A 15,005-nucleotide genomic window follows, 5' to 3' on the forward strand; every position below is an offset into this window, starting at 1 on the left:
AATCAATAAAAGTAAATCAACATGAATCGAACCATTCATTTTACACTTCTACTTTTGTGCATATCCCTGTCTCTGCCTTCTCTGCTAAAGGCTCAGAACAAAAACAAACATTATGTGCAAACTCATCTGATGACAGAGGAGGACGGTAGCCGTTCACGCGAAACAGTAACATACTACGACTCTTTCGGCCTGGAATACGAAACACTGGAAGTAGGTGCCACCCCACAAGGAAAAGACCTACAGACTCCCATTGGCTATGATGGCTTTTTCCGGAAAACGATGGAGTTCCTTCCCCGTCCCGCCGGGAATACTGATTTTTATGCGGATACCAATCCCTATCATTACACGGTATACGAAAACTCCGAGTTGAACCGGGTCCGTGAAGCATATGGACCCGGACAGACCTGGCAAGAGAACGGAAAGGCGGTGAAATATGCCTATCTGGTCAACAAAGCGTCGGGGGTTCTGTCCTGCTCCTATTACCAGGTGGAAGAGCTGGATCGTGATATAAAGCTTACCCGTTCCGGCAATTATATACCCGGCGAGCTAACCATCACCCAAGTCACGGATGAGGATGGACATATCACTTACACTTTTTCTGATTCTTCCGGACGTTTAGTTTTAACCCGCCAAATGAATGGAACCGTTGCCCATGACACCTATATCGTTTATGACGACAGAGGGCGCAAACGAATCGTCCTCCCCCCTTCCGCCGCCGATGCGCTTACCGCTGTGGAAAGTTGGCTTTGCAGTCAGAGCGAACCTATCCAATTGTATGGATATATATACCGATATGACGGGAGGGACCGTTGCATCGAAAAGAAACTTCCGGGCTGCGCACCGATCTACTACGTCTATGACAAATCCGACCGCATGGTGCTTAAGCAAGACGGCAACGACAGAGAGGTAAAACGGTGGCAGTCTTATCAATATGATCACTTGGGACGACAGGTTATCTGGGGATTTTTTAAATCACCCAGTAGTCACCAATACTGGATAACATTCTGCCAGAACAAGGTACTATCTGTTGGATATACAGGGGCTCAAACACCTATGGAAAATTATGGGTATTCTTCGGTAGCACAAATCAGCCTCCGATGCACCCCACTGATTATTAACTATTATGACGACTATGACTATACCAATATCTTTAGTGAGTTTATCGGTTCTCAAAACCGCCCGGGTTATTATTCCTCTTTTGCGTCCTCGCCAAAGTCCTCGTACGGGAAACTTACCGGGCAGGTTGTCGCACTATTGAATGATCCCTCTAAAAAGGACTACATCGCCTACTATTACGACCGGCGGGGTCGTGAAGTACAGCGTACGGCAAATTCCGCTTTTGGTTTCAAGAACTATACCTTCACTAATTACAATTTTACCGATCAGCCTGTTTCTGTTCGTAAGGAACATACAAGTATTTATCCGGACGCTGCTTCCGGCTCTACGGGAGTTGCCAGCCATGTAACCACGTATGAGTATGAGTATGCCCCTGCCGGGCGTGTATCGAAATTGTATCATACATTCGACAGTGATCCCCGTGTATTGATGGCAGATTATCGGTATGACGAGGTAGGACGTTTAGAAACGAAGTTGATCCACAATCACGCTGATACGGCAAGTTATAAATACAATGTCAGGGGGTGGCCTACGGAGATCAACGAACCGGGCATGAGAGAGAAGATTTACTACAATGAAGATCTTCCGCAGGGGGTAACCCCTTTGTATAACGGGAATATTCCCTGCCTGTCAAATTCGGTAAATAAGATTCCGGTAGCTCGTTTCACGTACGACGGACTCAATCGTTTGCTGAGCACACGCAGATATAAGATGGATGGTACACCGACGGAAGATTTCGAGAACTTTTCTTATGACAAGATGGGTAACCTTCTGAACTATGAGCGTGCTTTTCATGATCCGTATTATCCGGGACATTTGAATCTTTTGTCAGTCATATATCAGGGTAATCAGATCAAGTCTGCAACGGACAATTGCCGATCTATGGGGTTTAATTATTATAATCTTCGTTATCCCAATGACAGAAATGCTGAAGTTGAGTATTTTTACGACAGCAATGGCAATTTGGTGAAGAACCTTGATAATCGGATTGGAAAGATCAAGAATAATATCCTGAATCTGCCGGAAGTGGTTGCTTTCACCGATGGAAACCTTCTCACTTTTTCCTATATGGCGGATGGCCGTAAGGTGCGTGATTCGTATGGCTCCTACCCTACAAAACCGACTACCCCTTTGGATACGGTAGTAAACAATACCGATCCTTATATCACCAGAATCAATGACTGGAGTGAAGATTACTATTACGCTGCCGGAAAATTGAGACGTGTCACCACTTTGGATGGCTATTTGAATTTATATGAACGCACCGGTTATAGAAATTATTATGCCGTCAAAGACCATATCGGTTGTACTTGGGAATACGAGAAAGGGAGTAAAAAACCTTTCGGATATCCCAGCTATTATCCATCCGGTATAATGGATAGAAAGCCTGATATCACTTATCCGTTTGGGTTGGGTGGCAAAGAATTCATGAGCACGAATTGTCTGGATGAATATTACTTTGACGCGCGTACAATGTATGCCATCATGAACCGTTTTAATCAGGTAGACCCGCTGTGCGAGGAGTACTATTCGGTGAGTCCGTATGCGTATGCATTGAATAATCCGGTGAGGTATAAAGACCCCACGGGGAAATATGTAGAATCGGCATGGGATATATTTAGCCTTCTCACCGGTGTTGAAAGTTTTGTTAGCAATGTTAGTGCGGGGAATGTTGGTGCTGCAATTGTAGATGGTTTAGGCGTAGTGGTAGATGCTGCAGCCGTTGTATTGCCGGTAATACCGGGAGGAGTAGGTGCGGCGGCTAAGGGAATCAGGGCGCTGGATAAGGCGACGGATGCGGTAAAGGCGGTTGATAAAACCGTTGATAGCGGTAAAGCAGTGGGTAAGGCCTCACGCTCAGGTAAAGCAAGATTCATTGGCGATACTAATGGCAGTTTAATTGATACAAAAACGACATCCAAGGGATCATATACACATCCTGATGGCAGCCGAACAGATATACTACAAAATAAGACACATTTTGATAAAAAAACTCAAACAGATCATGGGACGACACACACGCATGAACCTTATAAAAATAGAAATCCAGACACAGGCAAGGTGTTTTCTGGAGCTGATGAGAATACAAGCCATATACCGACCTATGACGAGATGATGCGCATATGGGATGGAATAGCTACAAGAACTAAATGAGATTACGTTTTTAAAAGTTCAAATGCAATTAATACAATGATTATGATTCCAACTTATAAACAGAAAAAGTTAAAAAGAAAAGTAAGTTTTTCTACATTCCTTTCCCTTATATACCCCAAAAAACACTTTTATTTTAAAACTTAGCTCACATTAATTATAGTAAAACTTATTTTAGTATTAAATTTACATCACTAAATATCACCATTATGACAAAAAAGAATATATACAAAAACGAAGAAGTTGATTCTATTATTATAAATGAAAGTACTATTGAATCTATAAGTTGGTTAGGATTACATGGACTAGATCTAAAAATAATAATAGATTGGAATGGACAGGAGGATTTGAAAAATGACTATGATTTTCTTAATATAAATACACAAATGATATTTGAATTTGTTACTGATCTGAAAATTCATTTAGATTGCAGTAATCAAATAGGTAGGTTAGGTATTTATGATTTCTCTTATCTAAAAAATGAAGATGGAACATATAATGTAAATTTTCAGTTTAAATTTGGTAAAAAAGGAATTATCAACTTTAATTGCAACAATTTTTCTTTTGTTATTATTTAAAGTTATCTATGTAATAGCGTTTTACACTGTGTATAGTTGACTATCTCAATAGGGATTTATTCAAGTTTCGCAAGTTAAAATGGATCTCTGTATAATGTAAACGTCTCGGTCGCCACCTTGCTATTCCCCCTCTGTTATGGATGAAATATATAGTGTATTCATACACCCAATAATATAAGAATCAGCATGGAATATATTTAGCCTTGTCACGGGTGTTGAAAGTTTTGTTAGCAATGTTAGCGCGGGTAATGTTGGTGCGACGGTTATAGATGGTTTAGGGGTAGATATGGTGGCTGTCATCTTGCCAGGAATACCGGGAGGGGTAGGTGCGGCGGCTAAGGGAATCAGGGCGTTGGATAAGGCGACGGATGCAGTTAAGGCAGTAGATAAAACCACCACAGCAAAAAAAACATATCAAACATACACAAAAATAAATCGCCAGACAGGAGAGGTATATACAGGACGAACAAGTGGAACAAATACCCCCCAAAAGAATATTGAAAATCGAGATAGAAATCACCATAAGAATAAAGAGGGATTTGGTACTGCAAAGATAGATAAAACATCCTCGAATCCGGATGCTATCAGAGGGAGGGAACAGCAGATGATTGAAAAGAACGGAGGAGCAAAATCGCAAGGAGGCACATCCGGGAATACAATCAATGGAGTAAGCCCCACCAATCCCAAAATAGATCAATATTTGGAAGAAGCAACAAAACAGTTTGGATTACCATAATTTAAATTTGAAATTAAGATGAAAAGACAAAGAAGAACCCCCGGATCAATAGTGAAGATTGACCTGAAAAACGGGTATTATAACTATGCACAACTATTGGAAAACGGTATCGCTTTTTTTGATATTTACACCAAAGATCCTGAATTAGAAGATCTGAGTATTTTGTTAGAAAAACCGGTATTATTTATAGTATCGGTGTATAGGGATGTAATATCAACCGGACTTTGGTTGAAAGTAGGAAAACTACCTATCCGAGAAGATCTTAAAATTCTTCCAATGCAATGTATACAAGATGCACTGAATGAAACACAGTTCGAATTATATAATCCCAATACAGGAGAAGTGACAAAAGCTACCAGAGAGGAATGTGAGGGATTGGAAATATGTGCTGTATGGGAGGCCCATGCTGTAGAAGAGAGAATTATAGATCATTACAATGGAGTGCCGAATTTTTGGGTTGAATCAATGAAAATAAAATGAAAAAACTTGTTTACAAAAACAGAGAAATAGATCATCTCATTTTAGATGAAAGTTTTATTAACGGATTTAAGTGGATTGACGATAATGATGGTCACCCTACTAACCTGAAGATTGACATAAACTGGAATGGACAAGAAAATATGTGTAACGACTTTGATTTCATGGCGATTAAAACGCACATTTGTTTTTCTTTAGATTTTGCTTTGAATTTAAAGCTCCTTATACCATAGGAGGGTTGGAAATAACATCTTTTTCTTATAACTATGATGATAAGAGACACCTTTATACTATAGAGTTTAAATTTGATTTTTCTCCGGTTGGTTATATAAAATTTAATTGTCTTGATTTTTATTTTGAGATTATTGAATAGCCATACATTATATCAATGATTCGTTAAAATTCAAAAGGTACAGAAATTGGAGTTCAATTAACCAATCCAGACCCGAGCAAAGATGCTAATGAAGTAAGACAAGAACAAACTAAAGGAAATCAAAATAAGCAAGATGGTAATATTTTGTATCAGTTTTTCAACTGAATATTAAATTAATTAAGATTATGAAAAAATCTTTTCTCTATTTTATAAATAGAATCACATTACCAATGTGTTTTATTATGATTTGTATTTCTGTTTTCAGAGATTATGTGGATTCAATTCCATATATATTTATTGTAAGAATTGTTATGTTAGTGGGTGCCATTGGGATGGTTATTGCAGGCATAATTGACCCCATTGATAGTAAATCTGCAATTTGGCATAAAGGAACGGGCATTAAATATATTCTTTATCTCAATTCGGGCATCATAATAAAGCAAGTTTTTGTTTGGTATTTTTGTTTATATATAATTCTAAGGCTAGATAAAATTTCAATAGTATTCAGTTTTGTTATGCTATTAATATTTGGAGTTTTCAGTGGATATAAAATTACAAATATAACAGAACGTTATAAAAAAGAAAAACAAACATAATCCTTAACAATGCTTAGAGCCTGTTTAAATTTTCCTGAAATAATTTTTATATAGGCTTTATCGACCTGTTTTGATTTTCTTTTCGGTCTATTTTTCAGTTTTTATTCGTCACATAGTCCGCTATGCTCCTTATAAAAGCTGAAAAATATCCTCGAAAACAAATCTCAAAACAGTGGCGAGCAAAATTTAAACAAGCTCTTATAATAAAAAAAATATAATATGTTATCATCACAAATTAATTTTTATGTATTACCGGAAGAATTATCTGGTATACAGCAATGGTTAGAAGAACGTGATATTGTATGTGTAAAATCATATAGTTCAGATTTAGATCATATCATAGTGAAGCTTAATGCTGAATATATATCAAACCATGGCCAAGTCTTTTTAACCTTACCTAAATGGGTTGGACTATTTGAATATAATGGCCATTTAGATTCTGCAGGAGAACTTACATACTATGCAAACTGTGATAAAGAACTTATAATTCAATTTGACTTTAGGAAAATCACAAAAGACCAATTACTCCCTCCATCTCGCTTTTATTTTACCAAACAATATTTTGATAGACCTGCTTGGAATTTTATCAAGAAAGATGAAGAGTATGTAAAGTGGGCTATGAAAATCTATCGGGATTTCAAAAAACATTTCTTAGTAAAATATGACTTTGGACCAGATAATTTTGGTATCAATTATACAACGCCTACTGTGATTGAACATTTTGAGCGCGGAGAATTTAAACTTAGAGGACATTAACTGGCCACAAGGTGCGTGATTCTTATGGTTCTTACCCTACTAAACCAACTCCCCTTTAGATACAATGGTAAGCAACACCGATCCCTATATCACCGGAATCAATGATTGGAGCGAAGATTACTATTACGCTGCCGAGAAATTGAGACAAGTCACCACTTTGGATGGCTATTTGAATTTGTATAATCGCACCGGTTATAGAAATTATTATGCCGTCAAAGACCACATCGGTTGTACTTGGGAATATGAGATCGGAAGTAAAAAAGCTTTCGGATATCCCAGTTATTATCCATCCGGCATAATGGATAGAAAGCCTTATACCACTTATCCGTTTGGTCTGGGTGGCAAAGAATTCATGAGTACGAATTACTTGGATAAATATTACTTTGGCGCACGTGCAATGTATGCCATCATGAACCGTTTTAATCAGGTAGACCCGCTGTGCGAGGAGTACTATCCGGTGAGGTATAAAGATCCGACGGGGAAATATGTAGAATCGGCATGGGATATATTTAGCTTAACAACCTATACTAAGAGCTTTGTTAGTAAATTGATATTATAAAATTTATTTGGAGGTGAAAGAAATGAAAAAGTATTTATTGATAATATTATTTCCCTTATCGAGCTTATTTAGTTGCAAAAGCTCTTTACCTGATTCCGCGCAGGCTAATTATACTTCTCATGATGCAATATATGACATGTCGCGGTATATTAAAATGTATTACTGTAACTATTTAGACTATCCTAATATAGAGAACCTTTATACCTATTGTTGGAGAATAACTAATAGTGCCAATGATTTTCGCTTTCAGTCCTTTACCGACTATGAAAAGGCTGGGAAAAGAAATACAAATGGAACAGGTGTAGAATCTCTTCTTGGGTTTCTTTTAAAAAATAATCAGCATCTGTTTTTCGAAAGAAAGAATGGAATATTACAAATTCTATGGAAAGGTAAAAAGGCTTTTTTATTAGACTATGATTATTGTAAAATGAAAGACGATTATCGTGAGCAAAAAAACTTTTATTGTTTATTTGACTCGCTTGGTGTCTCTATGCCAATGGATTTTGATGATGAAGAAGTTTTTTATGAGCTAAGAAATAAAACTCATCAAAAATATTATCCCAATAAACAATCACAACCTATAAAAACTACCATTTTGAGATATAACATAAATACTGGGTATCAATCATATTGCCTTACAGATATTAGTATTTACAAAAACAAATACTTAAAAGAGTTAGCATATGCTTTAGATACATTTTTGTTAAACAGGGATATGCAAACGATACAATTTATAGAATCAGTGGAAAACGTTTTTTAGGAATACTCCAGTAAATATCCTGATACTATACACAATATTGTGTGAATAAAACTACAGAATTCAATCCTACCGGGAATCGGATTATATCCCGGTAAGATATCCTCTGTTTCATGCCTCGAAACAAAGTATTTCCCGGTATGAAACAAAATTTTCTTCAGCATGAAACAAAGTATGCCCCGATACCTTATTTATCAGCTACTTATCAATACACACCAGGACGATCGTTCATAACAAAGCGAATCTCCTTAGCACCTATCAGATCAAAATAATCAACAAATGGTTTCAGAATTTTCTTTCCGTCCAAAAACACGGATTGGACATATTTATTCTCCTCCGAAAGATTATCTGCTTTTATTAACAGATCATGATCTTTCAACCGAATTTTAATTTCTGAAAATTGAGGAGCACCTATGGCAAACTCATTACTCCCGGGAGTTACAGGATAAAATCCCATAACAGAAAAAAGATACCAGGCAGACATTTGCCCACAATCATCATTTCCGTTTACACCATCAGGAGTATCTTTATAGTTCAGCTTTACATGCTTCCGTACTAACTCCTGGGTCTTCCAGGGCTCATTACAGTAATTATATAAATAGATATAATGATGGCCTGGCTCATTATCATGCTTATAATGATCTTCTTCAAAATTCCGATCCAACTTATCAGAAAAAGCCTGTGGTCCTCCCATCAAATCAATCATTCCGGGAATATCCTGAAGGACACAAAACAAATAAGTCCACTTCGAACCTTCCGTCAATCCATGCCGTGAATTATCATCCAGATCAATCCAGGTTCCATCATAGTTACGAGGCAAGAAAAAACCTTTCTCAGGATTGTATAAGTTTTTATAATTTCCACTAAATCGCATCAAATGGGCATAATCTTCCATCTTCCCTAACGATTTCGCCATTTGTGCTACACACCAGTCATCATATGCATATTCCAGTGTCCTTGAAACCGATTCGGCTGTTTTATCATCCGGCACATATCCTATCGAATGGTAATAACTTGTTCCTGCACGTCCTTCATAAGAAGTCCAATAATCACGGTCACCGTATTTTCTGTTTGTATCGCAATCAGGAGGAACCATTGCATCTTTTCGTATAGCTTCATAGGCCAGATTGACATCAAAGTTACGAATCCCTTTCATATAGGCATCTGCAATAACTGCATCCGCATGAGTGGCTATCATAATATTGGTATAGGTTGGATTAGGCCACATAGGAAGCCAGCCGCCTTCTTTATACATTTGCAATAATGAAGTGATCCAGTCACCGGTTAACTGTGGTTCCAGCAACGTCATCAGGGGATGAAAAGCTCTGAATGTATCCCATAAAGAATAATCATTATACGAAATACCCTCATGAATCCGGTCGTCAAATGCACTGTAATATCTTCCATATTCAGAAAACTCGCGAGGGAAAAGATAAGAATGATACAGTGCCGTATAAAAAATACGGGCATCTCTTTCGCTTCCTCCTTTGATAGTTAACCGGGATAATTTATCATTCCATTCTTTTTTAGTATTCTCATATACCTGTTTTAAACTCCATCCAGGTATTTCACGCTGTAAATTCAAGCGGGCTTGCTCCAGACTTATAAAAGAGGTAGCTATCTGAGCCTTTATTTCCTTATCCTTTTGAGAGAAATTAATATATGCTCCCATACGTGTACCATATAGCTCCTCGGCTCCCGGATAAAGAATAGAATCATTCCAACAACCAAAATCCTTTATATCACAATTGAAACGAATGACAAAATAACCTTTAAAGTTGGGTAAGTCTGGCCCTAACTGAGCCGACTGCCTGTCTGGATTATACCCCACAATTTCATTATTCAGTGTATCAATCTTCATCCAGCCTTTGATTTTCTGGAGACGCTGATTATAATGATTACACCAATCGTTCAACTGTGGATTCAAATTTATACCCTGAATAATCAACCGGGGAGTTTTATTTTTAGGAAAACGAAAATTCAGAATCGCACAACGCCCGGAAGCAGTCATCTCCGTAAAAATCCGGTTATTCTGTTTATCGGTTAAAGTAACAGAGTAATAATAGGGAGAGACCTTCTCATCCTTATGACTAAAATTCATTTTTCGATCTTCCGGAAGTACTCTTATCTCCTCTCCGATTTGTGGCATAACTGATACATATCCATAATCTCCCATCCATATAGTTGGTTGATGAGATCCTAAAAAGCCCATTATAGACTCATCATCGTAAACATACGCCATACTTCCCATTTTATTCTCCCTGGTTTGAGGTAAAAAATTGGTCATTGCAAAAGGAGGACCCACAAAAGGTACCGTACCTCCCTCACCCTTAATGGCCGTTCCAATAAGCGGGTTTACCAGATCTACTACATTCTGGCTATATGAATAAATCGGATTTATACAAAATATTAGAATTAAAAACAGATATTTTCCCATGATGCTGATTATTACATTATAAAAGAATCCAATTACATTTTTCAGATAAAACATGACGATCTCTATCACCACAAACTTCAATCTGGTTTTCGCCTTTCCTTAGACCAATGCCTTGCCAAATATAAATATTTTGCCTCTTTATAGGATTTCCACACTCTTGTCCATTCACTTTCAAACGAATATTTTCGCAATTGGAATATACCTTTACGTCTGTAACCGAATCTCTCCTTGCCACATCTCTTTTACTTGTAATATGTAGAACAGGTGATTCCACCCAAGCTGACTTGTAGAAATAAAAAGCATCTTTCTTGATCTTTCTGTCGTAGGTTACTAAACCTTTATCGTTTCGTCCTGGTAAATTTCCTTCATTCCTGGAAGCACTTGCAAAATCAAACATATTCCAGACGAAAGATCCCCAGACAAAGTTACAATCGCTTATTGCCTGATAATTTTGTTCATGTACAATAGACTGCCACTCTTCCGGATGAAAAATCCCATCAGTCCTTGGGGCCGATTTAACATCCTGCTGGTGATGCCAGACGTTAGCCCCAGCTCCATATTCACTGACACCAATACCTTTGTTTCCAACCAAACGGTTCCAATGTGCTACCGAAGATTTCATCATGGAAGGCTGAGCCCAGTACCATCCCGGATAAGTATTGTAAGCCATAATATCTGTGACTTTATTCTCCGGCCTGTTCTCTATGTTAGCAGCAGCTACTGTCAAACGTCCCGGATCTTCCTGATGAGCCAGATCATTTAACTCTCCAATCAAATTCTTGACCTCGCCTTCAGACAATTCGTTAAACAGACTCCAGCAAAAAATAGATGGATGGTTAAAATTCTGTCGAATCAATTCCGTGAGTTGTAACTTTATATTCTCCGTAAAAGCAGAACTGGTATTTGCCTTACCGATAAGGGGAATTTCCGCCCAGACCAACATACCTTCCCGATCACATAAAGAATAGAAATAATCGGCATGCGGATAGTGTGCCAACCTGATTCCGGTAGCTCCTATTTCTTTAATCAGATCCATATCTTCGTTATGATCTTCATTCGATATAGCCCATCCTTTACCTTCCCGGTCCTGATGTCTGTTTACACCTTTAATTTTATAAGGTTTACCATTCAGGAAAAAGCCTTTTTCCGCATCAACAGTATAGTATCTCAATCCAGTATATTGGGATAGTGTATCCACAACCGCATCACCTTTCAACACCTCTACAAAGACACGGTACAAATAGGGGGATTTACACCCATCCCATAAGATAGGACGATCTATATTCAGCTTATTAATAAACTTAGCCGTTTCTCCTTTTACATATGACTTATTAGTAGTTGTGGTACTACCTATTGCTTTCCCCTGGGCATTAAACACACTGGTTCTAACAGATAATGCTTTCCCGGGCTGACTACTATTAACTTTTGTCACAATGGATAACTCAGCCCGTTTTGAATCGACCTGATCCTGATGAATATAAATCCCAGAAGAAGCATAATCTAATGGAGTTATACACGTCTTAGGCAATAAGAGTAATGATACAGGACGATAAATCCCCCCAAAAACAGTAAAATCTCCAGCTAGAGGAGCAATATCATTATCTGGACTATTCGATACTTTGACCTCTAAAAGATTGTCTCCTTTCTTCAACAAAGAGGTTATTTCAAAACAGAAAGCATTGAATGCTCCTTTGTGTGTACCAACTTTTATTCCATTAATAAAAATATCTGCAACCTGACTAACTGCCTCGAAACGCAAAAAAACACGTTTCTTCAACATTTCCGGTAATATGCTTAAGTGATAACGATATTGAGTTGTTCCACGATAATAATCGGCAGTTATACCATCTTCCGCATTCCAGCAATGAGGAACTGTTACTTTTTCCCAAATAGCATCAGCACCCGATTTATCAGATCGGAATTCCCAATTATCTTTCAATATATACTGTTGCCGCAACTGGGCAGAAGATTGTAAAAAAGAAAAAGCACATAAAATTCCAACTAACATTCGCTTCATTTGTATATACATAAGTACATATAGCTTTAAGATAACAATTATAAAATAGATACTCTGACAAATATACCGCGAATATCACCAACATCTAATTACAAACAATTCAATTTATAACACAGATGTATTATAGCAAGAAGGAATCTACTTAAAAGACAGGAAGTGAAACGAACATTCTATATTTTACAACAATTATAACCTTCTCTTTTTCTCTTGTAGACTGAGAGATTGTTACTAAGAGTTATTGTTAAGGATGGGACTAAATATAAACATTAACAATTAGCAATAGGAATTAATCCAAAAAACTGATAATAAAAAGTGCGGGACAAATTAAAGATATCATCAAATACGAAAGTACCACCATTCAATAACACATGAATTACTATACAAAATAAAAAAACTCAGATGCTTTTATAGATATCTACATTCATCCAAAAAGATAAATCATAATAAAACCTTCATCAACAAATGACAAAATAATAATAAATATCCGAAATGCATTAGTAAAAAGCAATCTCATGCAACCACCACTATAGTTACATAAGATTGCTAAAGCTAAGTTAAATATAATTTAGATCCTATACTTGTAATAGGAAAGAACATCCTAACGAACTAATATTAATTATATCCAACACGAAAAAACATTTGGATTTTAAAGTTCGAAGGGAAAATCATTATCCGTTCGTGAAAAGGAGATGGCAGGCAAGACGCAATCTCTATTATAAAAGAAATATAATAAAGCTCTTAGCCTATACCTTCTCAAAAAAATAAATCACTCAATATAAGAATTTAATGTAATCTACATTTTGAAAGAAAATCAGCAACGGCCGATGCTTCTCCATTAGTAAAATACTGCACCGAAGTTATTGGATTATAAGTATAAGGTACAAACTGAAACAGCTGTACTGCTGCAAACTTCTTATCTTCAGAAAGAATTATGTCCATACGAAGATTACCACTTGTCCCACCTTTTAAGTTTGTATCGGCAGAGAAAGTTCCCAACTTTACAATCTCTTTCAACTGATCCATATACTTCAGATCAAAGAAGACACTCTGTTCTTTTGCTATACTTCCCGTAGGCAAATAAACCACTTCCTTTGATTTCCAGAAAAGACGAAAAATCCCAATTAAAAATAATCCGGTACCTAAAACCATCAATCCCATGCTCAAAGTAGAAGAACGATCTTCCATCTCAAAAGTAGAAATAAATGCCAGTACACCGATTAGTAACATAATACCGGAAAAAATAAGTCCGGAAACACTTGTACGCTTTGCAATATCAGGATGAGATGACGCAAAAATAGTTGCATCAATAGCTGGAGTTGTCATATTATTATAAATTTAAATTATTAGTAAAACAGTAATTAAATAACTGGTAATACATTCTATTGTACTACCGATGAAATGAAACAGAACTAATAAAATAAATTCCTAAATAATAATACGTCGAAGAGCGAATACATAGTATTCACTTGCCGGATGGCAACTAAAAGAAGTTGTAGTATCATATATTCGCCCCCAATGTTGCGCCAAAGCCGCATCTCGCTGTTGTAGCTGCTGAGCCAACGCTCTTAAGGATGTCGAATATTCTAACAAATTAATACGTTGGATACGGGAGGTAGCAATCTGGTGAGATTGTGATGCACTTGAAAGCTCTCCTTCTGGCAAATATGGCAACTGAGCGGTGCTGACTTGCTGGGAGTCGACTTTATATACTTGTGCATGCTCCTGAGTTTCCACTGGTTTTTCAGCGAAAAAATTGTTAGCCACACCATGAAGTGCTACAGCAAACAACAAAAGCAATATCACCTTTATAAACTTAGCCATATCTATCTGCAAATATAACAGATTATTTTATTTAAATGTTTAAAGAAAAACAAAATTAAAGTATCTTTAGACTTGGCAACAAAAAAGGCCACCATCTTTCGAGGTGACCTTTCTTATATCTATAAGAATAAGTATTAAATTATTCCGCTGATTCGGCTTTCGGTTCTTCAACAGCAGGAGCTTCTGCAGCAGGAGCAGCTTCAGTTGCAGCAGCTTTCTTTGAACGGCGAGTACGAGTAGCTTTCTTAGCAACTTTCTCTTTTGCCATATTTTCGTTGTAGTCAACGAGTTCAATAAAGCACATTTCTGCATTATCACCCAAACGATTACCAGTCTTAATGATACGAGTATAACCACCCGGACGATCAGCAATTTTCACAGAGATTTCTTTGAACAATTCTGTTACAGCAATCTTATCCTGCAAATTGCTAAATACGACACGACGAGAATTCGTAGTGTCTTCTTTAGACTTCGTAATCAAAGGCTCAACAAATTTTTTCAATGCTTTAGCCTTTGCTACAGTCGTAGTGATTCTTTTGTGCTTGATCAAAGAACAAGCCATGTTAGATAACATAGCACTTCTATGAGAAGCAGTACGACCTAAATGATTGAATTTTTTATTATGTCTCAT

At 37.1% G+C, this 15,005-nt stretch carries 14 protein-coding genes; 9 read left to right on the plus strand and 5 right to left on the minus strand.

Annotation, left to right across the window (positions count from 1 at the left end):
* Positions 1 to 21: 21 nt before the first annotated feature.
* From K8P02_RS15775 to K8P02_RS15815, 9 genes are all read left to right on the plus strand, one after another.
* Positions 22 to 3,270 (plus strand): DUF6443 domain-containing protein, encoded by a 3,249-nt coding sequence (locus K8P02_RS15775; RefSeq protein ID WP_223381516.1) that lies wholly within the window; start codon positions 22 to 24, stop codon positions 3,268 to 3,270.
* Positions 3,271 to 3,476: 206 nt separating this feature from the next.
* Positions 3,477 to 3,845, plus strand: coding sequence for a hypothetical protein (locus tag K8P02_RS15780; RefSeq protein WP_025866957.1), 369 nt, complete (start codon positions 3,477 to 3,479; stop codon positions 3,843 to 3,845).
* A gap of 286 nt (positions 3,846 to 4,131) precedes the next feature.
* Complete coding sequence (locus K8P02_RS15785) at positions 4,132 to 4,581, plus strand: GIY-YIG nuclease family protein (protein WP_025866956.1); 450 nt, start codon at positions 4,132 to 4,134, stop codon at positions 4,579 to 4,581.
* 18 nt (positions 4,582 to 4,599) lie between these two features.
* Positions 4,600 to 5,061 (plus strand): Imm26 family immunity protein, encoded by a 462-nt coding sequence (locus K8P02_RS15790; RefSeq protein ID WP_007487376.1) that lies wholly within the window; start codon positions 4,600 to 4,602, stop codon positions 5,059 to 5,061.
* Positions 5,058 to 5,291 carry a hypothetical protein gene (locus tag K8P02_RS15795; protein ID WP_025866954.1) on the plus strand — a complete coding sequence of 78 codons (234 nt, stop codon included), beginning with the start codon at positions 5,058 to 5,060 and terminating at the stop codon, positions 5,289 to 5,291. The genes K8P02_RS15790 and K8P02_RS15795 overlap by 4 nt, the downstream gene beginning before the upstream one ends.
* 325 nt (positions 5,292 to 5,616) lie before the next feature.
* Positions 5,617 to 6,027, plus strand: a complete 411-nt coding sequence (locus K8P02_RS15800) for a hypothetical protein (RefSeq protein ID WP_025866953.1) — start codon at positions 5,617 to 5,619, stop codon at positions 6,025 to 6,027.
* Positions 6,028 to 6,246: 219 nt separating this feature from the next.
* The gene (locus K8P02_RS15805) at positions 6,247 to 6,783 is read left to right on the plus strand and encodes a hypothetical protein (protein ID WP_025866952.1); all 537 of its coding nucleotides are present in this window, start codon (positions 6,247 to 6,249) and stop codon (positions 6,781 to 6,783) included.
* A gap of 64 nt (positions 6,784 to 6,847) precedes the next feature.
* Positions 6,848 to 7,342 carry a hypothetical protein gene (locus tag K8P02_RS15810; RefSeq protein WP_025866951.1) on the plus strand — a complete coding sequence of 165 codons (495 nt, stop codon included), beginning with the start codon at positions 6,848 to 6,850 and terminating at the stop codon, positions 7,340 to 7,342.
* 22 nt (positions 7,343 to 7,364) lie between these two features.
* Entirely contained in the window at positions 7,365 to 8,102 is a 738-nt protein-coding gene (locus tag K8P02_RS15815) for a hypothetical protein (RefSeq protein ID WP_155921424.1), read from the plus strand.
* Positions 8,103 to 8,304: 202 nt separating this feature from the next.
* On the opposite strand, the gene K8P02_RS15820 is transcribed toward K8P02_RS15815, so the two are convergent.
* The 5 genes from K8P02_RS15820 to rplQ all read right to left on the minus strand — a co-directional run bounded on the left by K8P02_RS15820 (position 8,305) and on the right by rplQ (position 15,005).
* A complete protein-coding gene (locus K8P02_RS15820) occupies positions 8,305 to 10,536 on the minus strand; it encodes a GH92 family glycosyl hydrolase (protein ID WP_025866949.1) in 2,232 nt (743 codons plus the stop codon).
* 16 nt (positions 10,537 to 10,552) lie between these two features.
* Positions 10,553 to 12,565: a glycoside hydrolase family 2 protein gene (locus K8P02_RS15825; RefSeq protein WP_025866948.1), complete on the minus strand. Its 2,013-nt coding sequence runs from the start codon at positions 12,563 to 12,565 to the stop codon at positions 10,553 to 10,555.
* A 771-nt stretch (positions 12,566 to 13,336) separates the two neighbouring features.
* Positions 13,337 to 13,876, minus strand: coding sequence for a hypothetical protein (locus tag K8P02_RS15830; RefSeq protein ID WP_007487381.1), 540 nt, complete (start codon positions 13,874 to 13,876; stop codon positions 13,337 to 13,339).
* 102 nt (positions 13,877 to 13,978) lie between these two features.
* Positions 13,979 to 14,374, minus strand: a complete 396-nt coding sequence (locus tag K8P02_RS15835; RefSeq protein ID WP_007487383.1) for a hypothetical protein — start codon at positions 14,372 to 14,374, stop codon at positions 13,979 to 13,981.
* Positions 14,375 to 14,513: 139 nt separating this feature from the next.
* Positions 14,514 to 15,005, minus strand: coding sequence for a 50S ribosomal protein L17 (rplQ, locus tag K8P02_RS15840; protein ID WP_002558046.1), 492 nt, complete (start codon positions 15,003 to 15,005; stop codon positions 14,514 to 14,516).

It is taken from the genome of Bacteroides nordii, assembly GCF_019930665.1.
Classification (GTDB): domain Bacteria; phylum Bacteroidota; class Bacteroidia; order Bacteroidales; family Bacteroidaceae; genus Bacteroides; species Bacteroides nordii.